General features: G+C 67.6%; 17 protein-coding genes and 1 rRNA gene. 11 read left to right on the forward strand and 7 right to left on the reverse strand.

Annotated features, from left to right (window positions below; genetic code table 11):
• Positions 1-8 precede the first annotated feature (8 nt).
• Both rrf and NQ034_RS15125 read left to right on the forward strand, forming a co-directional pair.
• Positions 9-125 (forward strand): 5S ribosomal RNA (rrf, locus tag NQ034_RS15120).
• Between the two features lie 144 nt (positions 126-269).
• Positions 270-1,517: an amidohydrolase gene (locus NQ034_RS15125; RefSeq protein ID WP_257049868.1), complete on the forward strand. Its 1,248-nt coding sequence runs from the start codon at positions 270-272 to the stop codon at positions 1,515-1,517.
• 209 nt (positions 1,518-1,726) lie between these two features.
• On the opposite strand, the gene NQ034_RS15130 is transcribed toward NQ034_RS15125, so the two are convergent.
• Both NQ034_RS15130 and NQ034_RS15135 read right to left on the reverse strand, forming a co-directional pair.
• Positions 1,727-2,359, reverse strand: a complete 633-nt coding sequence (locus tag NQ034_RS15130) for a pyridoxine/pyridoxamine 5'-phosphate oxidase (protein WP_257049869.1) — start codon at positions 2,357-2,359, stop codon at positions 1,727-1,729.
• A gap of 6 nt (positions 2,360-2,365) precedes the next feature.
• Positions 2,366-3,838 carry a YbfB/YjiJ family MFS transporter gene (locus NQ034_RS15135; protein WP_257049870.1) on the reverse strand — a complete coding sequence of 491 codons (1,473 nt, stop codon included), beginning with the start codon at positions 3,836-3,838 and terminating at the stop codon, positions 2,366-2,368.
• Positions 3,839-3,906: 68 nt separating this feature from the next.
• On the opposite strand from NQ034_RS15135, the gene NQ034_RS15140 reads away from it, so the two are divergent.
• Positions 3,907-4,809: a LysR family transcriptional regulator gene (locus tag NQ034_RS15140; protein ID WP_257049871.1), complete on the forward strand. Its 903-nt coding sequence runs from the start codon at positions 3,907-3,909 to the stop codon at positions 4,807-4,809.
• On the forward strand, positions 4,806-5,666 hold the full coding sequence (locus NQ034_RS15145; RefSeq protein WP_257049872.1) for a hypothetical protein: 861 nt from the start codon (positions 4,806-4,808) through the stop codon (positions 5,664-5,666). The genes NQ034_RS15140 and NQ034_RS15145 overlap by 4 nt, the downstream gene beginning before the upstream one ends.
• A gap of 78 nt (positions 5,667-5,744) precedes the next feature.
• Here the strand turns inward: NQ034_RS15145 and NQ034_RS15150 are convergent, their stop codons facing one another.
• Positions 5,745-8,720, reverse strand: a complete 2,976-nt coding sequence (locus tag NQ034_RS15150) for an FAD-binding and (Fe-S)-binding domain-containing protein (RefSeq protein WP_257049873.1) — start codon at positions 8,718-8,720, stop codon at positions 5,745-5,747.
• A 394-nt stretch (positions 8,721-9,114) separates the two neighbouring features.
• On the opposite strand from NQ034_RS15150, the gene NQ034_RS15155 reads away from it, so the two are divergent.
• On the forward strand, positions 9,115-9,744 hold the full coding sequence (locus NQ034_RS15155) for a TetR/AcrR family transcriptional regulator (protein ID WP_257049874.1): 630 nt from the start codon (positions 9,115-9,117) through the stop codon (positions 9,742-9,744).
• Positions 9,745-9,822: 78 nt separating this feature from the next.
• Positions 9,823-10,773: a zinc-binding dehydrogenase gene (locus NQ034_RS15160; protein WP_257049875.1), complete on the forward strand. Its 951-nt coding sequence runs from the start codon at positions 9,823-9,825 to the stop codon at positions 10,771-10,773.
• Positions 10,774-10,889: 116 nt separating this feature from the next.
• On the opposite strand, the gene NQ034_RS15165 is transcribed toward NQ034_RS15160, so the two are convergent.
• On the reverse strand, positions 10,890-11,534 hold the full coding sequence (locus tag NQ034_RS15165; RefSeq protein WP_257049876.1) for a pyridoxamine 5'-phosphate oxidase family protein: 645 nt from the start codon (positions 11,532-11,534) through the stop codon (positions 10,890-10,892).
• A 94-nt stretch (positions 11,535-11,628) separates the two neighbouring features.
• Here NQ034_RS15165 and NQ034_RS15170 point away from each other — a divergent pair, with 94 nt between their 5' ends.
• The 3 genes from NQ034_RS15170 to NQ034_RS15180 all read left to right on the forward strand — a co-directional run bounded on the left by NQ034_RS15170 (position 11,629) and on the right by NQ034_RS15180 (position 15,927).
• Positions 11,629-13,191, forward strand: coding sequence for an aminotransferase-like domain-containing protein (locus NQ034_RS15170; protein ID WP_257049877.1), 1,563 nt, complete (start codon positions 11,629-11,631; stop codon positions 13,189-13,191).
• A gap of 157 nt (positions 13,192-13,348) precedes the next feature.
• Entirely contained in the window at positions 13,349-14,086 is a 738-nt protein-coding gene (locus tag NQ034_RS15175) for an SDR family oxidoreductase (RefSeq protein ID WP_257049878.1), read from the forward strand.
• The gene (locus NQ034_RS15180; protein WP_257049879.1) at positions 14,086-15,927 is read left to right on the forward strand and encodes an acyl-CoA dehydrogenase; all 1,842 of its coding nucleotides are present in this window, start codon (positions 14,086-14,088) and stop codon (positions 15,925-15,927) included. Before NQ034_RS15175 ends, NQ034_RS15180 begins: the two co-directional genes overlap by 1 nt.
• A 185-nt stretch (positions 15,928-16,112) precedes the next feature.
• Here the strand turns inward: NQ034_RS15180 and NQ034_RS15185 are convergent, their stop codons facing one another.
• Positions 16,113-17,498, reverse strand: coding sequence for a CaiB/BaiF CoA transferase family protein (locus tag NQ034_RS15185; RefSeq protein WP_257049880.1), 1,386 nt, complete (start codon positions 17,496-17,498; stop codon positions 16,113-16,115).
• Between the two features lie 188 nt (positions 17,499-17,686).
• Positions 17,687-18,313, reverse strand: coding sequence for a TetR/AcrR family transcriptional regulator (locus NQ034_RS15190; protein ID WP_257049881.1), 627 nt, complete (start codon positions 18,311-18,313; stop codon positions 17,687-17,689).
• Positions 18,314-18,540: 227 nt separating this feature from the next.
• On the opposite strand from NQ034_RS15190, the gene NQ034_RS15195 reads away from it, so the two are divergent.
• Positions 18,541-19,686 carry an acyl-CoA dehydrogenase family protein gene (locus NQ034_RS15195; protein ID WP_257049882.1) on the forward strand — a complete coding sequence of 382 codons (1,146 nt, stop codon included), beginning with the start codon at positions 18,541-18,543 and terminating at the stop codon, positions 19,684-19,686.
• Positions 19,687-19,734: 48 nt separating this feature from the next.
• Here NQ034_RS15195 and NQ034_RS15200 read toward each other — a convergent pair whose 3' ends face one another.
• Entirely contained in the window at positions 19,735-21,483 is a 1,749-nt protein-coding gene (locus tag NQ034_RS15200; RefSeq protein WP_257049883.1) for a class I adenylate-forming enzyme family protein, read from the reverse strand.
• Between the two features lie 197 nt (positions 21,484-21,680).
• Here NQ034_RS15200 and NQ034_RS15205 point away from each other — a divergent pair, with 197 nt between their 5' ends.
• A complete protein-coding gene (locus tag NQ034_RS15205; protein ID WP_257049884.1) occupies positions 21,681-23,417 on the forward strand; it encodes an AMP-binding protein in 1,737 nt (578 codons plus the stop codon).
• The last annotated feature ends 264 nt before the right edge of the window (positions 23,418-23,681 follow it).

Here is a 23,681-nt window from a genome sequence, read left to right on the forward strand (position 1 = left end):
TGTGGTTTTGCGGTGGTGAGAGCGTTGGGGAAACGCCCGGTCCCTTTCCGAACCCGGAAGCTAAGCCCGATTGCGCTGATGGTACTGCATGCGGGAGTGTGTGGGAGAGTAGGTCACCGCCGCAATTTTTTGTATATGAGGGAGCCTGTGTGCTTGAGCCGCCCTGGTGGGTGGGGCTCGCACACGGGCTCTCTTCTTTTTGTGGGTGGTGAGGACCACCCCGTGGACGCATCTTCCCAGATCAGCGCCCGGTTCTATAGTCTTGGGCCATGTCTACCGAGAACGTAACCCAGCCCACTGTCACACTTGACGCCGACACCGTCGAAACGATCTCCCACCTCGTCGATGAACTCTCCGGCGATCTGCTGAGCACCAGCCACGTCCTGCACGCCAACCCGGAACTTTCCTTCGAAGAGCACGCGGCGATGAATCTCCTGGCCACGCGGGCCGAAGAGCAGGGCTTCACGGTGGAACGGGGAGCCTACGGGATCCCCACCTCGTTCGAGGCGATCAAAGGCACGGGCCGGTTCCGCGTCGTCATCTGTTGCGAATACGACGCGCTGCCCGGTGTGGGACACGCCTGTGGCCACAATACGATGGCTGCCATGGCCCTGGGCGCCGCCCTGGTGCTGGGGGAACTGGCCGATCTGCACGATCTGACCGTGGTCCTGCTGGGCACCATCGCAGAAGAACACGGAGGCGGCAAGGCCCTGCTGATGGAACAGGGAGCGTTCGAAGAGGCGACGATCTCGCTCATGGCCCATGCCGCCTCGGGAGACATCGACAAGTCCTGTGGACTGTATTCGACCCAGGCGGTCGATAGGTTCAAGGTGACATACACCGGGCGGGGAGCCCATGCCGCCGCCGCTCCTTTCAAGGCGATCAACGCCGCCGACGCTGCGACTCTGGCCCAGGTGGCCATCGGTCTGCTGCGCCAACAACTGGAGGACGGTATCCGCCTGTCCGCCTTCGTCGAACAGGGCGGCGAGGCGACCAACATCGTGCCGGCACTGACCGTGCTGCAGGCCGAAGTGCGTGCTCCCGATAGCCCCCAGCTGGACGAGGTCAAGGGCAAGATGCTCAAGTGTTTCGAAGGTGCGGCGATCGCCACCAGTTGTGGTTGGAAGGCCGAACGGACCGAACCCCGCTACGACGAGCTCAAACAGGATCCGCGGATCGCTCCTGTGTGGGACGAGGCCCTGCGTGCCCTGGGCCGCAAGGTGGACGTGGTGCCCCGTGGACAGGGCGGTGGATCGACCGATATGGGCAATGTGTCGCTGGTGGTGCCCAGCATCCACCCGTCGATCGCCTTCCTCGGTCAGGAGGGCGTGCCGCACACCGCGGAATTCGCAGCCGACGCCGCAACTGAGGCGGCCGATCAGGCTGTGATCGACGGTGCGAAGGCACTGGCCCTGTCCGTGCTGGGCCTCGACGACGCAGCGCGCGAATCTCTCCTGGCCGACCAGGCCGCACGCCCCGCCGGTTTCACCAAGGTCCCGGTCAGCCCCGAGGTCTGATCCAACACCCAACCGGTGGTACTCGCTAGTCGTATGCCCCTTGGGTTGTGTGCCCGCGCCTTGCCAGTGGCTCTCGCTGGTTGTGTGCCCCTTGGGCCGTGCGCCCGCGCCTTACCGGTGGCTCCACTCGGGTGTCCGTGGCTCGATAACTCATGAGTTATCGAGCCACGCGCGCATGTGTGGAGCCACTCCGGTGGGGTGGGGGAGGGTTAGCCGGCGGGGGTCTCTACGAGGTGGTGGGTCCAGGTGGCGCCGGCCCGCGTGTATTCGATGCGGGTATGGTTGCGGTCCTCACGGGCCTGCATGAACTCGAATTCCGCCGGGACCAGCCGATAGACCTGCCAATCCGGATTGGGCCGGCCCGTATAACTGGGACGGCCCCGCCAATCGGCCTGCGAGACCTCGTCCGGGGCGAGCAGTACCGTGCCGGTGATGCGCACCTGCCTGCCCGACTCGCGCCAGAAGAAGACGAGCGAGGCCCGCGGCTCGGCCGCCAGCTCCAGCCCCTTGCGCGACGATGCGTGGGTGGAGAACTCGTAGCCCACCGCTGCGGTCCCTGCCGCGGTCTCGATCCCGAGTGATCCCTCGGCCGCGGTGTCCGTGTCCACGATGTCCTTGAGTATCAGGGTCCGGCCCACCGGGGTCCCATCGGCTCGCGCTGTGATGAGGGTGAAGGCATTGGACTGCCTGGCGCCGGATTCGATCGCCGCTTCCAACCACTGGAGGAACAGCCCCGCCGGATCCTCGGGCACCGTAGCCGGGTCCAGGATCGGCAGATCCGGTGGGAACGCCGGGATGGCGCGCAGTCGCGTCCGCAGATTGGATGTGCTCTGCTCTGACATGGTCGATCAACTCTTTCCGTGTGATTTTGCGTGTGAATCGGTGTGTTCTTTTAAGCGCCGGGGCCTGGCCAGGGCTGCGGCCAGGGTTGAGACGATGATGATGGCCGCGGCGATCGTGAAGGCCACACGATACCCCTGCACTCCGCCGGCCACCGCATGGGCCACCAGCAGCGGGCCCAGAATCTGGCCGACGCTGTAGACGGTCACCAGGACCGCTGCGCTGTTGCGGATCCGCAGTTCCACACCGTAGGCCAGGGTGAGCTGGACGATTGCGACGAAGGTGCCGCCGAACAGTACGGCGCCCACCAGGTCGCCCACCACGCCGGGGAAGCAGGCCGGCACGACCGCCGCGAAGATCTGCAGGCCCAGGAAGGCCAGCAACAGCGTGTGGACGTGGAACCTCGCGCGCAGGGCGGTCAGGCAGGGGATCGAGACGATCGCGGCCAGGCCCGCGACCATCCACACCAGATTGCCCACGGGTACGGCCTGCAGCCAGTCGGGCAGCCCACTGCCGGCCGCGCCAGCACCACCTGCAGGACCAGCACCACCGTGCGTGCCCGAGGCCGCGCCTCCGGAAGCGGCGCCGGCACCCAGGCTCGCGCTCAGGGCTGCGACGATGAAGGTGCCGATGATGATGTAGCCGATGCCCTCGCCCAGGTAGGACACGGTCAGCGCGCCCTTGGACAGCAGATGACCGCGGGGGCTCGGCAATATATCGTAAGGGTCTGTCTGCTGTACCGTGGTGCCCCCGTTCGCCGGCCCCGAGGCCCCCGTCAGTTTGCGCGGCGTGCGGCTGCCGTGCCAGGCCAGGGCTGCGACCAGACCTGTCACCACCGTGGCCGCGATCCACTGGCCGGCCCAGCCGAGGTCCGCGAACATGCAGATCGCGGTCAGCAGGCCGGAGAGCAGGATGCCCGCGCCGATCCCCACGAATGCCAGGCCCAGCCGGGGGCTGCCGCCGACGCTGCGGGAACAGTGGATGAACACGATGCCACTGCAGAACCCGGCCAACAGCCGGATGATCCACCAGACCGTCAGCGTCGCGAACCCGGCGGCCGCGGGTCCGGCCGGTGTGGCCTCGGCGACCGCTGTACTCGCTGCGCCGGCTGTCCCACCGGCAGAACTCCCGAACAGCAGCGAGCCGGTGGCGGGCACAAGGGCCATCGCCGCCTCGGAGGCCACCAGGAGGATCAGGCACAGGCGATAAAGATGCCGATTGTCCCCCGATCGGGGGACAAGCATCGTCAGGCCGGCGCCCAGCATATAGCCCAGGTAGTTGGAGGTCGCGATCTGCGCTCCGGCCTGCTCGCTCAGACCGGCCTGCGTCGTCATCAGCGGCAGCAGGGGAGTGTAGACGAAACGGGCCAGGCCCAGAGCCGCGGCGAATCCGGCGGCGATCCAGACGATCTGCCGGGTCAGCTCACCGCGGGAGGGGGCAGCGGCCTCGGTCGAGGGAACCGGGGGAGTGGGATGAGTCATATTCCCACATTATGGGTCTGGGCACAGTGAGGGAAATAGCCACACGGCCCGATTGATAACCTGAGGTTATGGATGTGTCCTTGCGCCAATTACGGGCGTTCCTGGCTGTTGCCTGGACCCGGAGCTATACGGGCGCCGCGGCGGAATTGGGTGTGTCCCAGCCCGCGGTGACGCGCCTGGTGGCGAGCCTCGAGGGTGAACTGGGGGTACGCCTGGTGGAACGATCGACCCGCAGGGTGGAACTGACGATGGTGGGCAGGGACTTCCTGGAACGTGTGCGTCCCGCCGTGCTCGGCATCGACCGGGCGGTCGCGGTCGTGGAGCGCTCCCAGCGCGAACTGGCGCTGGGCTGCAGTTTCCTCTGGCCCGATCCCTTCACCGGCACTCTGGTCGATCGCGCCGAGGCCGAGCTCGGCGTCCGTGTGACCCTGCACCGGACCGATGATCCTGTGGCGGCCCTGCAGGAGGGTCGAGTCGATGCCATCGTCGCCCGGCGGCCGTCCTCCGACCCCGGGATCGGCAGTGTCCGGATCGGTACGGAACGGCGCCTGGCGGCGGTGAGCACGGCCTCGGCATTGAGCCGGTGCAGTGCTCTGACCTGGCACGATGTCTTCACGCACCGTGTCGTCGTCAACACGGCAGGGGGCTCCTTCATTCCGGCTGACTGGCCTTCCGAAGAGGCGAAATCCACCGACATCGTGACGTGTACGAACTTCGACGAATGGTTGGAATTGGTGGCCCTGGACCGGGGGATCGGCGTCATCCCCGAACTGATCGAACGCCGCGTCGCCCACAGCCGCGTGGTCTTCCTACCATTGGAAGGAGCGCCGCCAGTGCCCTTGGAACTGCAGTATCCACTTGCCAGGGCGGGCACGGAGGCGATCACGCCGGTTGGTCCCACAGGCACCGGCGATGCGCTGCCCGGCCTCATCGGCCTAGCACGTGAACTGGCTGAGGAGCCGAGACCATGAGCATCGACCACATGAGCATCAACGCAGCCACCACCACCGGCGCCCTGCCCGCCCCCGGCCGGCCACCCGAGAACGAGGACGCCTGGGGCTCGACCGGCCGCCTGGCCTGGGTGGTGGCCGGAACTCCCCGCCCGGCCGGGGTGCAGGGCCAGACCGGCGGGGAGTACGCCCGCGCCCTGTCCTACGCCCTGGAACAGGCCGCCGACCCACAGCTGTCACTGCGTGCGATCGTCAACCGCGCGATCTCGGCGGCCCCGCACCTGCCCGCCTCGGCCGATGATCCCGGTGCCGAGGCCTCGCTGGCCCTGGTGCGCCTGGGCGCCGAGGCCACGGAATGGTTGGCACTGGGCGACTGTTCCGTGCTGCTGCCCCCGCCGGGGCCCGGCGAAGAGGCGATCGTCAAGACCGATGAACGGGTGCGGCACATGGCCGGAGGGTCGCAACGGAGGTTCTTCGCGGCACGGCAGAAGGCGGCGGGCAAACTTGGGACCGGTGGGCGCGAAGTCGCTGAGACCGCCGACGGTATCAGCGGCGGGCCAAGCGAAGCGTCCGGAGGGAAGGGCCTGGCCGCATGGCGCGCTGCCCGCCTGCACCGCCGGCTGGCCCATGCGCGCGCCAAGATGCGCAACCTGCCGGAGGGGTACTGGGCGGCCGCGGGCTATCCCAACGCCTCGCTCGAGGCGGAATTCGGCCGTTACGCGGTGGCCGGACCCGTCTGCCTGGCCAGCGCTGGGGCCCTGGCACAGCCGGATGACTGGTTCTCCTGGACCGCTCCCGGCGCTGATCTGGACACCGCCGTGGCCGAGGCCGCCGCGGACACCGGCGACACCGCCACCATCGTGGTGGTCGCGCCGTAGCATTTTCTAGCCCCAGTCCCATAGCGCGGCTGTATACGGCCATGCCATAGGACTGGGGGTACAAAACGCGCGGCAGGTCTACCGTGTAACGCGCTCCAGGGTGACGATGACCGATTCGTAGGGCTTGCCCGTGTCGTGTTCCATGCCCAGCTCGCAGGTTCGGTTGCCCGAAACCCAGGCATCCGCGTCCACGGCGGCGACCTCGGCCTGTTCCTCCTCGGTCGCGGTCTCCGTGAGCTCCGGGTGCAGCATCCCGCGATCCCCGGCGGTCGCGCAGCAGGTGGCGACGATCGGCTCCACCACGTTCTGTGCGGCCTCGCCGGCCAGGGCCAGCAGATCGCCTGCGATGTCCATATTGTGCATCGAGCACGTCGGGTGGACCACCACGGTGCCCAGCTTCTCATGCTCGCCCAGCTCGGGTACGACCTCGCGGTTCACCCAGGTCATCGCATCGAGGATCGTCAACTCATCGTGCAGCTGCTTGTGGTGGGCGTCCAGATGGGGGACCACCTCGTGCAGCACGCCCAGGGTGCAGGACGCGGCGTCGACGATCACCGGCAGCCGCCCGCCGTCCGACCAGCGGTGCAGGTCCTCGACCACGCGCGCGGCCATCAACCGGTTGCCCGCGTCCAGGCCCTTGGACTGCCAGATGGTGGCGCAGCAGTCGTCGCCCAGGTCCTCGGGGATCCACACCTTCTTCCCGGCGCGCTCGGCCAGGGCGATGAGCGCCTCGGTCACGTTCAGGGGTGCGCCCGGTTCCTTGGGCGCCCCGAAGATCCGGTTGATGCAGGCGGGGAACAGCACGACGTCGGCCTGTTCCCTGGTGACATCGGTGTGCGGGGCCCGAGGTCCCGTGCCGGGGATCGCGGTCAGCCAGTTGGGCACCAGGTCGTCGCCGGCAACGGCCCGGCCGGCCTTCGTCACGGCGCCCAGCAGCTTGTCGCCGGCGGCGCCGGTGGTCCGGGTCAACAGGTTCGCGGCGCCGACGGCCAGACGTGCGCCGGTGGAGGTGGCGCCCCAGCCGGCGGCGATGGCCTCGCCCACCTTCTGCGCGGTGGGCGACCAGGAATCGCGCCTGACCTCCTTCATCACGTGTCCGGTGTCGATGCCCACGGGGCAGGCGATCGCGCAGGAGGAGTCGCCGGCGCAGGTGTTGACCGCGTGGTACTCGTAGCTGTCGACCAGCGCCTGTTCGACCGGGCCGTCCCAGCCCTGGCGCGCCATTTCGCGCTGCAGCACGATGCGCTGGCGCGGGGTGACGGTGATATTTCGCGAGGGGCACACGGGCTCGCAGAACCCGCATTCGATGCAGCGGTCGAATTCGCTGTCCAATACGGGCATGGTCTTGAGATTCTCGAAGGCGACCTCGGGGTCGTCGTTGAGGAACACGCCGGGGCCCAGCAGACCGGCGGGGTCCAGCAGTGCCTTGGTGCGCTTCATGAAGCCGATGGCGGCCGTGCCCCATTCGCGTTCGATATAGGGTGCCATGTTCCGGCCGGTGCCGTGTTCGCCCTTGAGCGACCCGTCGTAGCGGTCCACGATCACGTCGACCAGGTCCTCCATGAAGGCCCTGTAGGTGGTGACCTGGTCCTCCCGGGTGGCGTCCAGATACAGGTAGAAGTGCAGGTTGCCGGCGGAGGCGTGGCCGTTGACCGCGCCCAGGAAGCCGTGTTTGACCAGCAGCTGCTGCAGATCGGTGCAGGCCTCGGCCAGCTGCGCTGGCGGCACCACCACGTCCTCGGTGATGAGCGAGGTCCCGTGTGGGCGGGCGGCACCGATGATCGCCAGCAGCCCCGAGCGCACGCTCCAGTAGCCGGCGGCGACCTTGGCATCGCGGGTGAAGTCCCCGGTCACGCCGGTCGCGGCGTCCCCGGTGGCGTTTAAGCCCACCACGGCCCTGGCGCGGTCCTCGAAGGCGGCCAGCTCGGCCTCGTCGTCGGCGCGGATTTCGGTGAGCACCACGGCGTCCTGCGCGTCCTCGGCCAGCTCGGCGATCCACGCGGGCGCGCCCTTGGCACTGGCCGCGGCGCGCAGGCTGGCGGCGTCCATCAGCTCGACGGCCTCGGCGCCGGCCTCGTTGAGCCCCGCCACGGTCGCGGCTGCGGCCTGCAGGGTGGGGAAGCGGAAGAAGGCGGTGGTGCGGGACCGGCCGAAGGGCACGGTGCGGAAGACGGTGTCGGCGATGAACGACAGGGTGCCCTCGGACCCCACCGAGAGCCCACGCAGGATCTGGGCAGGGGAATCGGAGTCGAGGAAGGCATCCAGGTGGTAGCCGGAGGTGTTCTTGATGCTGAACTTGCTGCGGATCCGTGTCACCAGGTCCTGATCGGCCAGCAGGTCCTCGCGGATCGCCAGGAGGCCCGCGACCAATTCCGGTTCGGCCTCGCGCAGACGCTCATCGGCGTCGGCGGCTCCGGTGTCGACCACGGTTCCCGAGGCCAGCACCAGGGTGGCCGACTCCAATGTGTAGTACGAGTTCTTCTGCACGCCGCAGGTCATGCCGCTGGCGTTGTTGGCCACGACCCCGCCGATCGCCGCGGCGCCGGAGGATGCTGGATCGGGTCCCAGCTTGCGGCCGTGGCGGAACAACATCGCATTGGCCCGCGCCGTGATGGTGCCCGGACGCATTTGGATCCGCGCTCCGTCGTCTAAGACGTGGGCGCCGGTCCAATGGCGGCGCACGTCGACGAGCACATCGTCGGACTGGGACTGGCCGTTGAGGCTGGTGCCCCCGGCGCGGAAGGTCACCCCGTGCCCGGTCTCCCTGGCCCAGCGCAGCAGTTTGACGACGTCGTCGACGCCGCGGGCCAGGACCACGACCTTGGGCATCAGCCGGTAGGGGCTGGCGTCGGAGGAGTAGCGCACCAGATCGTGCGGGGCGTCCAGGACGGTGCGCTCGGCCTCGTCTCCGGTCACCTGCAGCAGGGTGCGCAGCGAGGCGACCAGGTTTGAGCCCCTGGCGTCGAGCACGGCGGTGCTCGCGCGGTTCGGCATGGGTTCCTGGACCGGCCGGGCCAGTCCGCGTTTGATATCCGATCCGAGTGCTCCGCGCATGAAATCCTCCAGAGGTTCCCGCCGCCGGGCGGGTGCGGTTGATGGTGGACAGTCGCTTTGAGCGTATAGAGGCTGCCGGTCGCGTTCAACGAAACCGATGCAACGGCCGAGGCCACAGTCGCCCGGTCACTCCCCTGTGTCGGCGGGCGGCGGGCTGGAGGGTGTTCGTCGCCCGGAATCTAGGGGATGTGAGCGATCACGTGGGCGCGTTTCGATGATCCGACCGGCGTTGCACGTCGGTGCGTATGCGACGTCTAAGCGGTGGATAAGGGGAATACGCACGGTGTGCTTGCGAAAAAGGCGGGTCCGCAGGGGTCGGTGGCACTACAGTCGGTGGAGCATGGGGCTAAATCAATTCTGAACATATGCACAGAAAAAGAGATAGGGTGAGATCGTGACAGGACGGGAATCGGGTGTGAGACGGGCACAGGACCCGCGGCCGGCCAAGACGCGGGCCGCGATCATCGATGCCGCGAACCGTCTGGCCTGGACTCAGGAGGCGGAACTGAGCGTTGCGATGATCGCGAAGGAAGCGGGCATCAGCCGCACCAGTTTCTACGCCCAGTTCAAGGATCTGGACGATATAGCGGTGCAGCTGATCCGGGAGCGGTTCGTGGAGATCTCCCAGATCGACGACGAGCTGCGCTCGGCACAGGCGGGCGGTCCTGCGACCCTGGCCACGACCTCGGTCCTGTTGGACGAGTTCCTGGCCAGGCGGCATCTGTTCTCCGTCGTGCTGGGGGCCGTCGGCAGTGCGCGGGTCAGCGGTGAGGCCTATCGCACGATTCAGGGAATCCTGGCCGCCGGAGCCCGGCAGACGATGCTGCGGGTGGCGCCGGCTGGGATCGATCCGGACAGTGCGGCGACCTTCATCGCCGCCGGCATCCTGGCCGTGATCGTCGATTGGCTCGCAGCCGACGAGGCAGAGGCGAGCATCGGCACCCGCGAGGAACTGCAGGACCAGATCATCGCCCTGCTCCCCACCTGGGTCACCAACACCCAACCCCCGTCCACTACGCCCTGAAACGTCGATATATCGGGGTTTTTGGCTGATTCCGACATTTCGGGGCGTAGTGGAACAGCTAAGAGAAGGAGAAACACCATGAAGGCATGGCAGTTCATCGATACGGACAAGCCCCTGGAACTCACGGACGTCCCGGCGCCCATTGCGGGACCCGGACAGGTCGTGCTGCAGATGAAGGCTGCGGGCCTGTGCCATTCCGATGTCGGCCTGATGACCGATCCGGGCTGGATCCTGCTGCTGGGCAAGCAGCCCATCACCATCGGACATGAGAACGCCGGAGAGGTCATTGCCGTGGGCGAGGGCGTCACCGGGTTCCACCCCGGCGACCGCGTGGGCGTGTGCCCCACAGTGGGCGGCCCTGGCAATGCTCCCGGCTATGACTTCGACGGCGGCTTCGGCGAGCAGATGGTCGTGCCCGCAGAAACCCTGGTCCCGATTCCCGACGGCGTGAGCTATGCCCAGGGTGCGGCCGCCACGGACGCAGGTATGACCGCGCACGCCGCAATGGTCACCAACGGCGGGGTGAAGGCCGGGATGAACGTCGGCGTCATCGGCTTCGGCGGGCTGGGCCAGATCGGCGCCCGCGTGGCCGTGTTGACCGGGGCGAACGTCTACGTCGCCGAGGTCAACGAGAACGTCTGGGACCTGGTCAGGGCCTCCGGCGTCAAGGACGTGCGCAAGGGGATCAAGGACTTCGACGATGTGAAGTTCGACCTGATCGTCGACTATGCGGGCTTCGGCACCACGACCTCGGACGCGGTGGACATCATCAAGCGCGACGGCACCGTGGTGCTGGTGGGCATGGGCAAATTGGAGTCGAACATCGACACCCGCTCGCTCATCCTCAACCAGTGCACCCTCAAGGGATCCAATGGCGGATCGAAGGATGACATCGCCGGGATCTACGCGTTCATGGCCTCCGGCGACCTGGAGCCCAAGCTCACGGAGATCACCTTCGATGAGATCCCCGAGGGCCTGGAGCGCCTGCACAACGGCAAGGTCGAGGGCCGCTTGGTCGCGATCTACTGAGTCACGCGACTCGGAGAGAGTCCACTACTTAGCGAAATGTCGATATATCGGCGGTTTCGGCTGAATTTCGACGTTTCGTCAAGTAGTGGAACTCGGGCGGCAGGCCTCGGCATGCCCTAGCCGGCGAGGTTGCGGACCGATGTGGGGACCTCGGCGGTGCACCAGTCACTGGTGACGGGGGCGCCGAACCCGCGGGTCATGGGCACCAGCCCCGACCACGCTGAGGTCCCGGCATCGGCCGGATCGTCCGGCACCCCGGGTGCCGTCATCGGACGGGCCTTGTAGATCCACTCACCGTCGGCGATCGGCAGGCGCAGCACGCTGGTCTTGGCCAGTTCCTTCTTCGTCGAGGCCCGGATCTCCTCGGTGCGCCCCGGCAGCAGGCCGTCGGTGAACCGTTCCAGCATGGAATCGCGTTGCTGGTCCGAGGCCGGTTCCAACACGCCGCTGATAACCGCCGAGCGGTAGGCGGCGGAGGAGTCGAAGGACGATACCGCGACCACCAGTGCGTCCATCGCGGTGACGCAGAAACTGGCGCGGGCGTTGCGGCCACGCACTCCCAGCGTGTGGGCGCCCGATGATCCGTGCACCAGCAGCCAATCGCCGTCGCGCACATAGAGGGTCGGCACGGTGATGGGGCAGCCGCCGCGGACCACTGCCAGCACGCCCCACCATTCGGTGTCGAGCAGGCGATCCAGGTCGGCGCGGTCGGTCGATTGGCGTTCGCGGTAGCGCGTAAGGGGCTCCATGGTTCCAGTCATGCTCCCAGCCAAGCGTGATTGTGGTCCTGGTTGAATAGCCGGAATCATCGAGTTCGGAAGTCCGGTATTCTTCCTCCCCGGTATCGTTGAGGCCATGCCACGTCATGCTCGTACCCTGGAATTCCCGCTGCGGCCGGCGGAGCGCAGTGCTGCGGCGGTGGCGCGGGAACTGCTGCGCGCGATTCGCGATGGCCTGCTGAGCGCGGGGGACTGGCTGCCGTCGACCCGAGCGCTCGCAGTCGAGCTGGGGTGTTCGCGGACCCTGATCGTCGCGGCATACGACAGGTTGCTCGCCGCCGGTTATCTGGAGGGAGTGCCGGGCTCCGGCACTCGGGTGTGCACCGGTGCGACCGAGGCGGCCCGGGCAGGTCTGGCACCCCAGGTCGGTGCGGGGGAGCGGGCGGCTGCACAGACCTCGGGTCGCCTCGATCAGCGGTACGGGAACCCGCGTCCTGGCAGGGGTCTCGGCGGGGGAGCCTGGCCGGGAGAAGCCGCATGTTTCACGGGAAACGGTGAGGCGGGCCGTGCTGGACCGGGCCATGGTGACGTGGTGGGGACGAGTGTCGATCTAACCCCTGGCCACCCCGATGCCGGTCTACTGCGCACCTCGGAATGGCGCTCCGCCTGGCGGCGCGCGGCCGATGCGATGAGCTCGCTGGAGCCGTGGAACACCCGCGATCTCCCCTTGGCCGGACAACTGGCAGAACATCTGCGTACCGGTCGCGGCATCACGGATGCGCGACCACTGCTCTTTCCCGGGACCGGGCCCGCCGTCGGAGTCCTGCGCCATGTGGTGGCGGACCTGCCCGTGGTGATGGAAAGCCCGTGCTATGGCGCCATGTACACGGAGCTGAGGAAGGGCGCGGGCAGCGCCGACTTCGTGCCCGTGGACTCTGACGGCGCTGTGGTCGAGTATCTGCCGAAGCGGGCCAGTCTGTTCTATACGACTCCCGCCCACCAGTATCCGCTGGGCCATCGGATGTCCGTGCAACGGCGGCGTGAACTGGTCGAATGGGCGCGGTCCACGAACTCCCTCATCGTCGAGGACGACTACGACGGGGAATTCCGCTATGGGGTCGCACCTCTGCCCGCCCTGCGCTCGATCCCCGGCGCCAGGGACCATGTCGCCTATCTGGGGACCGCGTCGAAGATGTTGTCGCCGGATCTGCGAGTGGCCTGGCTGGATGTGCCACCGGCCCTGCGGGAACAGGTGCGCTCTGCGGCTGTGCATGAGCGGCTTGCCGTGCCGGGGATCGTGGACCGTGCCCTGGCCGACTTCATCGGCACCGGTGGGTTGCGCCGTCACCTGGTCCGCGCGGGCCGGGTCTACCGGGAGCGGCGCGGTGTACTGCTCGATGCACTGGGCGAGGTCGTGGACGGTTCCCGCATCCTGGAGGGCTTCCGCATCGTGGGTGTCGATGCTGGTCTGCACGTGACCGTGGAATTGCCCGGCCGCGACGACGGGGAATTGGTCCGTCGGCTGGACCGGCGGGGGTTTCGCGTGGCGGCGCTGTCGGACTATCCTGCCGCGGAGTCGGTCGGTGCTGCCGTCTCCGGCCCTCACACCGGCCTCGTCATCGGCTATGCGCGTGCCGACCACGGGCAACTGCGCGCCTTCGCCCGCACTCTGGGACAGGAGCTGAGGTCGGAAGCCTAAGCGCAGATGCTTTTGACGATCAAGCGCTAAAGGTATCCTCCCAAACGTTCGATCAGTTATTCTGGCGGGGATGGTGGTACGGGTTCGTCCGCGCCGCACGGGCATCCACACGGATGACCACAGATGACATGTACACAGACGTACAGGGGGGATGCCCATGGGCAATCTGACATATGACTTCTCCGGCCGCAGCGTGATCGTCACGGGTGCGGCGCGCGGAATCGGCCTGGAGCTGGGACGCTTCTTCGCCGCCGCCGGCGCCACGACCTATGTAGTCGACCTGGACGGCGAGGAACTCACCGTCCGCGCAGCCGAGATCGGCGCCCGCCCGCTGGTCGCCAATGTCGCCGACACCACCGACGTCGAGGCCGCGGTCAACACAGTGGTCACCGACACCGGGCGGATCGACGTGATCGTTAACAACGCCGGGATCCTGCGTGACAAGGTCCTGTGGAAGCTCACCGACGACGACTTCGACGCCGTCTTGGCGACCCACGCCGGCGGCACCTTCCGCTTCACCCGCGCCGCCACCCCGCACTTCCGCAAACAGGGCTTCGGACGCATCGTCAACGTCACCTCGTACACGGGTCTGCACGGCAACATCGGCCAGGCCAACTACGCCACCGCCAAGGCCGGCATCATCGGCTTCACGCGGACCGCGGCGAAGGAACTGGCGCGCTTCGGCGTGACCGTCAACGCGATCTCCCCGAACGCGGAGACGCGCATGGTCGCCTCGATCCCGGAGGACAAGAAGGCGGAACTGGCCGCCCAGGCCCCGCTGGGCCGGTTCGGCCAGCCCAGGGAGATGTGCGATGCCGTGGGCTTCCTGGCCAGCGAGGAGGCCGGCTACATCACGGGAGTCGTGCTCCCCGTCGACGGAGGGCTGTCGATCTGATGAACACCCCCAAGTCCACCGATAAGTACCTGTCCGCCCGTGACATCGACTTCATGCTCTACGACTGGCTCGACGTCGAATCCCTGACCAGTCGCCCACGCTTCGAGAACCACTCGAAGGAGACCTTCGATGCCGTCCTCGAGGTCAGCGAGGACATCGCGAAGGAGTACTTCGCCCCGCACGCGCGCAAGGCGGACACGAACGAGCCGACCTTCGACGGCGAGCACGTCCACATGATCCCCGAGGTCGCCCCCGCGCTGGCCCAGTTCGCGGAGGCCGGACTGACGGCCAGCACTCTGGACGAGGAGCTGGGCGGGATCCAGCTGCCCAATGTCGTGGCGCGCGCCTGCTTCAGCTGGTTCCAGTCGGCGAACATCGGCACCTCCAGCTACCCGATGCTGACCATGGGCAATGCCGCACTGCTGCTGGCCTACGGCACCCAGGACCAGATCGACCGGTTCGTCATGCCCGAGCTCGAGGGCCGCTTCTTCGGCACCATGTGCCTGTCCGAACCCGAGGTCGGTTCCAGTCTGGGCGATGTGTCCACGCACGCCGTGCCGCAGGCCGATGGCACCTTCCGCGTGCACGGACAGAAGATGTGGATCTCGGCTGGTGAGCACGAACTCAGCGAGAACATCGTGCACCTGGTGCTGGCCCGCGCCGATGGCGACCCGGCCGGCGCCAAGGGCCTGAGCTTGTTCATCGTGCCGAAGTTCCTGGTCAACGCCGATGGCAGCCTGGGTGAGCGCAACGATGTGGCACTGTCGGGGCTGAACCACAAGATGGGCTACCGCGGCACCACGAACACGCTGCTGAACTTCGGCGAGGGCGAGCACACGCCCGGCGGTGCGGCCGGAGCCGTTGGCTACCTGGTGGGGGAGCGGACCAAGGGTCTGCAGTACATGTTCCACATGATGAACGGCGCCCGGATCGGGGTGGGCGCCGGCGCGGTCGCCCTGGGCTACCACGGCTATCTGGACGCCCTGGCCTATGCGCGCGACCGCCTGCAGGGCCGGCCGGTGGAGAACAAGGACCCGAACGCGGCACCCGTGCCGATCGTCAAGCACGCCGATGTGCGCCGGATGCTGCTGGCCTCGAAGACCTATGTCGAGGGCGGGCTGGGCTTGATCATGTACGCCGCGACCCTGCTGGACGACCAGCAGACCGCGCCCACGGAGGCCGAGCGCGCCAGGGCGGCCTTGCTGCTCGACGTGCTCACCCCGATCGTCAAGACCTGGCCCAGCCAGTGGTGCCTGGAGGCGAACTTCCAGGCCATCCAGGTCCTCGGCGGGGCCGGCTACACGCGCGACCACGACGTCGAACAGCTCTACCGCGATAACCGCCTCAACCCGATCCACGAGGGCACCCACGGTATCCAGGCCAATGACCTGCTGGGCCGCAAGGTGATCATGAAGGGCGGCTCCGGCCTGGCGCTGTACCTGGAGACGGTGCGCGCCACGATCGCCAAGGTGACCGAGGCGCCCGCGGGAACGCCGGCGGCCGGCTGGGCCGAGCAGGCCGCCTCGCTCGAGGCGAACCTGGGCCGGATCGAGGAGGTCACCGCAGCGCTGTGGAAGGACGGCGATCCGCGTGCCGCCCTGGCCAATGCCTGGGTCTACCTGGAGGCCTTCGGGCACACGACGCTGGCGTGGCTGTGGCTCGAACAGGCCCTGGCCGCCGAGGCCGCAGCCGGCTCTCGTGGGGACGACGACTTCCTGCGCGGCAAGCGGGCGGCGGCGCGGTACTTCTTCAGCCATGAGCTGCCGCGCACGGGTCCGCAGTTCGACCTGCTGGCCGCAGTCGACACGACCCTGCCCGACCTGGACGACGACTGGCTGTAAGCGCCCGCGCCCTGCCGGTGGCTCTCGCGAGGTGGGTGTCCATTAAGTAATTGCCTGCGCCCTGCCGGTGGCTCCACAAAGGGTACTGTGGCTCGATAACTCACGAGTTATCGAGCCACAGTTGCATGAGTGGAGCCACTCCCGTTTCACGTGAAACGGGAGTGGCTTCTTGGTGTTCGGGTGGGTCAGCCGAAGAGGCCCTCGGATCGCAGTGTGGCGAACTCGGATGCGTCCAGGCCCAGGCGGGTGGACAGTTCCTCATTGTGCGCTCCGAGCTCGGGCGCATCGGCGGGGACGACGTAGTCCCAGGCGGTACTCGGCGAGGCGCTTTCGCCGGTCTGTGCGCCCGTCGTGTTTCCTTCGGACGCGCTCGGAGCGCTGCCGCTCGCCGCCCCCGTCTCGCCGCCGCCCACCGCAGCGGTCGTGGTGCTTCCCGCCGGCCGGAACCTCGGTGCGGGGGAGGGGTGGCGCACTCCGTGGGAGTCCGTGTAGAACACTCCGCGGGCCCGGTTGTGCGGCAGTTCCTGGGCCGCTGGGAAGTCGAGGATTTCGAAGACACAGGCGTCGACACCGGCGAACAGTTCGGTGAGCTCGGCGGCGGTGCGGGTGCCGATGGCCTCGGCGAACAACGGCCGCAGCTCATCCCAGTACTGTGGGTCCATGTGGTTGAATCCCCCCACCGGCCCCGGCAAGCGGTCCGCGATTCCGGTGCGCTCGACGAAGGCGGCGAAGAACTGCGGTTCGATACATCCGACGGAGAACCAGGCCCCGTCCTTGGACCGGTAGCGATCGTAGGCGGGGGCTCCGCCGTCGAGCATATTGCGTCCGGCACCCGCCCCCCACTGGCCCATGGCCGCGAAGCCGTGCATCATCGCCCACAGGGCGTTCGAGCCCTCGACCATCGCCGCGTCCACCACGGCACCCTGTCCTGTGGCGCGTGCCCGGGTCAGGGCAGCCAGCACGCCGAAGGCCAGGAACATCCCGCCCCCGCCGAAGTCCCCCGCCAGGTTCACGGGGAACACGGGACCGGTGGCCGGCGCCCCGGTGACGGGATCGGCGGCGCGTCCCAGCTGCGCCAGGACGCCCGAGCTGGCGATGTAGTTCATATCGTGGCCAGCCGCCTGAGACAGGGGTCCGTCCTGTCCGAAACCGGTCATCCGCCCGTAGACCAGGGCCGGATTGACGGCCTGGAAGTCCGCCGGGCCCAGGCCCAGGCGCTCGGCCACCCCGGGCCGGAATCCCTCGATCACGATGTCGGTCTCCTGCCCCAGGTGCATCAGCAATTGTGCTGCGCGGGGGTGTTTGAGGTCGATCGTCAGTGATTTCTTCCCACGGTCGAGGACCGGGTTGGCCCGGTTGCCCTTGGCACCAGGGCGCGGGGCGCGTTCCAGGCGGATCACCTCGGCTCCCATATCGGCCAGCATCATCGTGGCGAAGGGGCCGGGTCCGATCCCGCCCAGGTCGAGCACTCGCACGCCGGCAAGCGGCAGTCGGGCGTCGGAGGCCGCGTGCGTGGAAGCCTGTTCGGAGCCCTGTGCCGCGCCGGCGGTGGTTGGTGCAATATCGGTCATCGATAACCTCGTTCCTCTTCATTGGGGACTTTGAAGCGACTATATCGCCGAGGTCGTTCCGGTTTGCGGCGCGTCTCACCGACGGGCGGTGCCCTGGAGGGCCGCGTAATAGGGCGAGACGGACCGGGTGGATCCTGCCGGTGGGTGGACCCTGTCGGAAGGCTCCGTCCGGATGAGTAGTGAGCCGGTCAGATATCCTCGCCGCCGCGCACGCCGGCGACGATGAGGTTGGCCAGGGCCCGATAGGCCGCGGCGTCGTCCAGTCCTGTGGCCTGCTCGACTTCCTTGCGGTGGATCGAGTTCATCACCAGTCCGGCGACTGCGCCGATGAATTCGGAGTCCACCTGGTTGCGCTCGCCCATCGCCTCGCGGACCAGGTCTTTAACGTGGTCGGCGGCGATCCGGGTGTTCTGCTGGTAGATCCGGCCGGCGGGCTCGTAGGCGTCGAGGTCGCGGAAGAACTGCACGGAGGCCGGAGACAGGGCCTCGGCGATCAGTCGCAGGTACTGGCCGATCTGCTCGATCGGGTCGGCGTCCTTGTCCAGCCTTTCCTCGATCCAGCTGGTGGCCCGCTTGAAGAAACCGCGGATCACGGTCAGGATCACCTGTTCCTTGCTTGAGCCGACCAGGTAGATGGTCCGTTTGGAACAGTGGGCATGGCGGGCCATATCGTCCACGCTCAGCTCCAGGAAGCCATTGTCCATGAACAGGTCGACCAGACTGCCCAGCACGGCCTCGCGGCGTCTGCTCTGCTTGGCGCGTAGCCCCTTGGTCCCCGGGATGTGGATGGACGGCAGCTGTGGGATCGACGGCATTCCCTTAGTGTACCGGCGTGCATCGGCCGGGCTGGGAAAGGCGAGGCAACGGTAATCACTGGTACTGATAACGGTGCTACAGTACCGGATAGGGTTTCCTGAACCTCGGTGCGACCCCTTCCCGGCCCCATTGTCGAGGCCAGAGTGGGCGAGTCGGAACAGGGGCAGGGAAAGCGGGTCGGAACCGAGTACCCGCAACGTCGATATCGCACAGTAAGGACACCGCCATGCAGGTCAACCGCCTCCTCCCCAGCGAAGAAGCCGCGGAGTTCGTGAACCTGGTCGACCGGTTCGCGCAGGCGGAACTGGCACCCCAATCCGCACAGGCGGACGCCCAGGGGATCTTCCCCCGCGAGGAGTTCCGCAGACTGGGCCACTTGGGGTTGCTGGGCCTGCCGTACCCGGAGGAATTCGGAGGCGGCGGTCAGCCCTATGAGACCTACCTGCAGGCCCTGGAAGCAGTCGGCACAGCCTGGGCCAGTGTGGCGGTGGGCGTGAGCGTCCATATTCTGTCCTGCTATCCGCTGGCCGTCTACGGCAGCACCGAACAGCGCGAACGTCTACTGCCCGACATGCTCGGCGGCGAACTGCTGGGCGCCTACGCCCTCTCCGAAGTCCACGCCGGCTCCGACCCGGCAGCCATGCGCACCACCGCCACCCGGGACGGCGACGGCTACCGCATCAAGGGCACCAAGGCCTGGATCACCCACGGCGGCGAAGCCGACTTCTATACGGTCATGGCCCGCACCGGCGAGGGCTCCAAGGGAATCTCCTGCTTCCACGTGCCGGCGGACTCACCGGGGATCACCGCCGACCCCGGCGAGCAGAAGATGGGCCTGACCGGCTCGCGGACCTCCCTGGTTCACTTCGACGACACTCCGGTGTCAGCCTCCAACCTGATCGGACACGAGGGCCAGGGCCTGTCGATCGCCCTGTCCGGCCTGGACTCAGGCCGACTGGGGATCGCGGCGGTGGCCACGGGCGTGAGCCAGGCGGCACTGAACCTGGCCGTGGCCTACTCCAAGGAGCGCGAGGCCTTCGGCGTGCCAATCATCGAACATCAGGGTCTGGCCTTCCTGCTGGCCGATATGGCGACCGCGGTGTCGGTCTCGCGCTCGTCCTATATCGCCGCGGCCCGGCGCCGCGATGCGGGCCTGCCGTTCGGTATGGACGCCGCGATCGCCAAGGTCACGGCCACCGACAACGCCATGAAGGTCACCACAGATGCGGTGCAGGTCTTGGGTGGGGCCGGGTACACGAAGGACTACCCGGCCGAACGGTACATGCGCGATGCCAAGATCATGCAGATCTTCGAGGGCACCAACCAGATCCAGCGCGTGGTCATCTCCCGTGGCCTGGAAACCGCCGCGTGATGAGCTCCTGCGTGATCGCCCGGGTGGGGCGGGCCCGCTCCCATATACTCACCCGCGCAGCTTGCGGCGTTGGATCTTGCCCGTGGCGGTCTTCGGCAGCTCCTCGATGATGTGCACCCGCTTGGGTGTCTTATAGGCGGCCAGACGTTCGCGCACATGCGCTCGCAGCCCGTCCTCCAGGTCCTCTCCGCCCGCCGAGCCGTGCTGTAGGGACACGAAGGCCTCCACCCGTTCACCCGAGTACTCATCGGGCAGACCCACCACCGCGGCCTCGAACACGGCGGGATGCTCATAGAGGGCGTCCTCGACCTCGCGCGGCCACACCTTATAACCGGACACGTTGATCTGGTCCTTCGACCGGTCCACCAGGTAGATCCAACCGGCGGCATCCATAATCGCCACATCGCCCGTACGCAGCCACGGCCCGTCGAAGGTCTGAGCGGTGGCCTCCGGCTTGTTGAGATAGCCGGGAGTGATCTGCGGGCCGCGCAACTCCAGTTCGCCCGGTTCGCCCAGTAGGGTGCCCGGCGCCAGGCCGGAAGGGGCCGCCTCGGGGTCGGCAGCGCCGGCGGAGCCTGATCCGACAGCGCCCGCGGGCTCGTCCGGCGCGAGCAGTGGCACCACGCGCGCGTCCAGGCCGGGCAGCGGCACGCCCACGGCCAGGGTGCCGCTGCCCGGATCGACCGGAGCCCTGCAGCCCAGGGGCACGCCCACCACCGCCGACGAGGTCTCCGTCATTCCGTAGATGTTGTGGATGTAGTGGCCGAAGGTGTCCTCGAAGCGCTTGACAGTGGCCGGCGGCACCGGCGCCCCGCCGGAGTACACGGTTTTGACCGTTGCCAGGTCCTCTGCCGTGGCCCCCGGCAGGTCCAATAGCCCGTTGTACACGGTGATCGAACCCAGGAGATGGTTGATCCGGTACTCCCTGATCGCGCGCAATAACTGCGCAGGGGTGAAGCGGTTGATGCACACCAGTCGGGTGTCGCCGGTCAGTGCGGTGACCCCCGTGGCCACCGCGCCGGTGATGTGGAATAGGGGAGCGACGGCCAGGATCCGGTCGCCGGGCGCGATGTCGTACCAGGCACGGTTGCCCCAGGCCACGGCCAGCAGCGCCCGGTGGGTCGACAGGGCGCCCTTGGCCGGTCCCGTGGTGCCGGAAGTATAGGTCAGCAGGGCGGGATCGTCCCCCGTGAGCCCGGCGACGGGTGTGGGCCGCTGCCCGTCACGAGCAGCGATGATGGTCGCCAGGTCGCCGTCCCCGCGGGGTGCGGTGGTGTCCGAGGCCGTGGACTTGGCGAATGCTCCATCCGGCGCCCCGGACTGCCAGTCCCGGTCATTGGCCGTGAGCACCGAGGTCCCCGCCTGCTGGGCGGACCACTCCTCCAGCGGTCCCGTCGAGCCCTCCAGACCGATCACCACGCGGGGTCGGGCATCATCGAGGATCGTTTCGAGTTCGCGGTGGATGTACATGGGATTGAGCACCAGCGGGACCGCGCCGATCTTCCAGGCCGCCAATTCCGCGATCGCGAAGTGCGGGATGTTCTGCAGCTGGATGCCCACCCGATCGCCGGCTTGCATGCCCTCTGCCTGGAATTCAGCGGCCAGGGCATCCGCCATCCGGTCGACCAGGGCGGCGCTGAGCTCGGTGTCGAAGTACTGCAGGGCCACTTCGTCCGGGGCGCGGTGCACCCGCTGGGCCCAGGCCTCGGCCAGGGTGGAAAATGGCACGTCCAATTCCGGCGAGACGTGCGCGGGGTACAGTGCGGTCCATCCGCGGTCGGATGTCGTCGTGCTCATCGTCGAGCCACCTTTCTTCCGGCGTCATCGCCTATAACCGGGGTCCGAACGGTGTCCGGGGCCTCGTCGTCCTGGAGTATGCGGTCAGGCTAGCAGGGACCTCTGACACCGCGGATCCATATGCGTCACACTGCGCCGTGTGCCCCGGATGTGCATCACACCACAAATTCGGCTGCGAATGCGGTTCAATGGAGGGTATGAATGGAACGGAAGCACTCAACGAAGCGCGCGACCGGCTGATCTCGCTGCGCACCGACTACTCAGCCGCCCTCGAGTCCTTCGAATGGCCGGATGTGGGAGACACATTCAACTTCGCCCACGACTGGTTCGACTCCTACGCCCGCGGCAACGACGACCCGGGCCTGGTGATCGTCGAGGAAGACGGCACCCGCAACGCCCTGACCTTCGGGGAACTGGCCGACAGATCCGATCAGGTCGCAGCGCAACTGCGCGAATACGGGGTGGGCCCCGGCGATGCGGTCGTGCTCATGCTGGGCAACCAGCTGGAGCTGTGGGAGTCGATGCTGGGCATCATCAAACTGGGAGCGGTCCTCATGCCCACCACCCAGGCCGCGACCACCGCCGAACTGATCGACCGGCTGGACCGCGGGCACGCCCGCGCAGTCATCTGCAATACCGCCGACGCGGCCAAATTCGCCGAGGTCCCCGGCGACTATCTGCGCATCGTCGTGGGAGATTCCCCGGAACCCGGGCCCGAGGCCCCCACCGGTGCGCCCGCCCCCGCCTGGCTGCCCTACGCGGCCGCCTACCAGCGGGCCCCGGAACCCCAGCCCCATCCGGGCAATAAGACGGACGACCGGGTGCTGCTGTACTTCACCTCGGGCACGACCAGTCGGCCCAAACTGGTCGAGCACACGCACTACTCCTACCCCGTCGGCCACCTGGCCACCATGTACTGGCTGGGGCTCAAGCCCGGCGATGTGCACCTGAACGTGTCGAGCCCCGGCTGGGCCAAGCACGCGTGGTCGAACTTCTTCGCGCCCTTCCTGGCCCAGGCCACCGTATTCCTCTACAACTACACGCGTTTCGACGCCGCGGCACTGCTGGGAGTGCTCGAGGCCGAACATGTCACCAGCTTCTGCGCCCCGCCCACCGTGTGGCGGATGCTCATCAACGCGGATTTGGGGGCCAAGCCCGGCTCCCTGCGTGAGGCGATCGGCGCGGGCGAACCGCTGAACCCGGAGGTCATCAAACAGGTCGAGGACAACTGGGGTCTGACGATCCGCGACGGCTACGGGCAGACGGAACTGACGGCATCCGTGGCCAATCCGCCCGGGCAACCGGTTAAGGCCGGTTCGATGGGCCGGCCGCTGCCGGGTGTGCCCGTGGTGCTGATCGACCCGTATACGAACGAGGTCGTCGAGGGCGTTGGCGAAGGCGAGATCGCAATCGACCTGTCGCTTCCGCACCCCACCCTGATGACGGGGTACCAGGGGAATCCGGAGAAGAACGCCGAGGCCATGGCCGGCGGTTTCTACCACACGGGCGATGTGGCCGGCCGGGATGACGAGGGCTATATCAGCTATATCGGGCGGACCGACGATGTCTTCAAGTCCTCGGACTACAAGGTGTCGCCCTTCGAATTGGAATCCGTGCTCATCGAACACCCCGCCGTGGTCGAGGCCGCGGTGGTGCCGGCGCCGGACCCTGTGCGCCTGGCAGTGCCGAAGGCCTATCTCATGCTCAAGGACGGGGTGGAGCCGAACGCAGAGACCGCACGCGACATCCTGGCCTTCGCCAGGAATGCCCTGGCGCCGTGGCTGCGGGTGCGCCGGATCGAGTTCGCGGATCTGCCCAAGACGATCTCCGGCAAGATCCGCCGGGTGGAGCTGCGGGTCCGCGAGACCGAGGTGGCGGGGCAGCGGCCCGCAGGGGAGTTCCGTGACGAGGACTTCCCGGAGATCAAGGGCTAGCCGCACTTCCCTCTCCTCTCGTATGCTTCGCGTGGCCGGCTCTAACCGGCCACGCGAAGCGAAGGGGACGGAGTGGGTGGGTTTCCGACATGTGTGGTGCGTGTCATGTCTGTTCGGTTTGCGGGCCCCACCAGGCCTGTGTATAGTTAACTGTGTTGCCAGGCGGAAAACACTGAAGTAACCGCCAGTCCTTCCCGGACTGTTGAGGGTTAGGTTTTAGAACCGCGGCCTGGTGATACAATCAGATTGAGCATCCCTTCGCGG

Source organism: Brevibacterium moorei, from assembly GCF_024580735.1.
Taxonomy (GTDB): Bacteria; Actinomycetota; Actinomycetes; order Actinomycetales; family Brevibacteriaceae; genus Brevibacterium; species Brevibacterium moorei.

Excerpts from the sequence above, each read along its gene's own strand:
- NQ034_RS15125 (WP_257049868.1), top strand. The coding sequence starts at position 270 with ATGTCTACCGAGAACGTAACCCAGCCCACTGTCACACTTGACGCCGAC.
- NQ034_RS15130 (WP_257049869.1), bottom strand. The coding sequence starts at position 2,359 with ATGTCAGAGCAGAGCACATCCAATCTGCGGACGCGACTGCGCGCCATC.
- NQ034_RS15135 (WP_257049870.1), bottom strand. The coding sequence starts at position 3,838 with ATGACTCATCCCACTCCCCCGGTTCCCTCGACCGAGGCCGCTGCCCCC.
- NQ034_RS15140 (WP_257049871.1), top strand. The coding sequence starts at position 3,907 with ATGGATGTGTCCTTGCGCCAATTACGGGCGTTCCTGGCTGTTGCCTGG.
- NQ034_RS15145 (WP_257049872.1), top strand. The coding sequence starts at position 4,806 with ATGAGCATCGACCACATGAGCATCAACGCAGCCACCACCACCGGCGCC.
- NQ034_RS15150 (WP_257049873.1), bottom strand. The coding sequence starts at position 8,720 with ATGCGCGGAGCACTCGGATCGGATATCAAACGCGGACTGGCCCGGCCG.
- NQ034_RS15160 (WP_257049875.1), top strand. The coding sequence starts at position 9,823 with ATGAAGGCATGGCAGTTCATCGATACGGACAAGCCCCTGGAACTCACG.
- NQ034_RS15165 (WP_257049876.1), bottom strand. The coding sequence starts at position 11,534 with ATGACTGGAACCATGGAGCCCCTTACGCGCTACCGCGAACGCCAATCG.
- NQ034_RS15170 (WP_257049877.1), top strand. The coding sequence starts at position 11,629 with ATGCCACGTCATGCTCGTACCCTGGAATTCCCGCTGCGGCCGGCGGAG.
- NQ034_RS15175 (WP_257049878.1), top strand. The coding sequence starts at position 13,349 with ATGGGCAATCTGACATATGACTTCTCCGGCCGCAGCGTGATCGTCACG.
- NQ034_RS15180 (WP_257049879.1), top strand. The coding sequence starts at position 14,086 with ATGAACACCCCCAAGTCCACCGATAAGTACCTGTCCGCCCGTGACATC.
- NQ034_RS15185 (WP_257049880.1), bottom strand. The coding sequence starts at position 17,498 with ATGACCGATATTGCACCAACCACCGCCGGCGCGGCACAGGGCTCCGAA.
- NQ034_RS15190 (WP_257049881.1), bottom strand. The coding sequence starts at position 18,313 with ATGCCGTCGATCCCACAGCTGCCGTCCATCCACATCCCGGGGACCAAG.
- NQ034_RS15195 (WP_257049882.1), top strand. The coding sequence starts at position 18,541 with ATGCAGGTCAACCGCCTCCTCCCCAGCGAAGAAGCCGCGGAGTTCGTG.
- NQ034_RS15200 (WP_257049883.1), bottom strand. The coding sequence starts at position 21,483 with ATGAGCACGACGACATCCGACCGCGGATGGACCGCACTGTACCCCGCG.
- NQ034_RS15205 (WP_257049884.1), top strand. The coding sequence starts at position 21,681 with ATGAATGGAACGGAAGCACTCAACGAAGCGCGCGACCGGCTGATCTCG.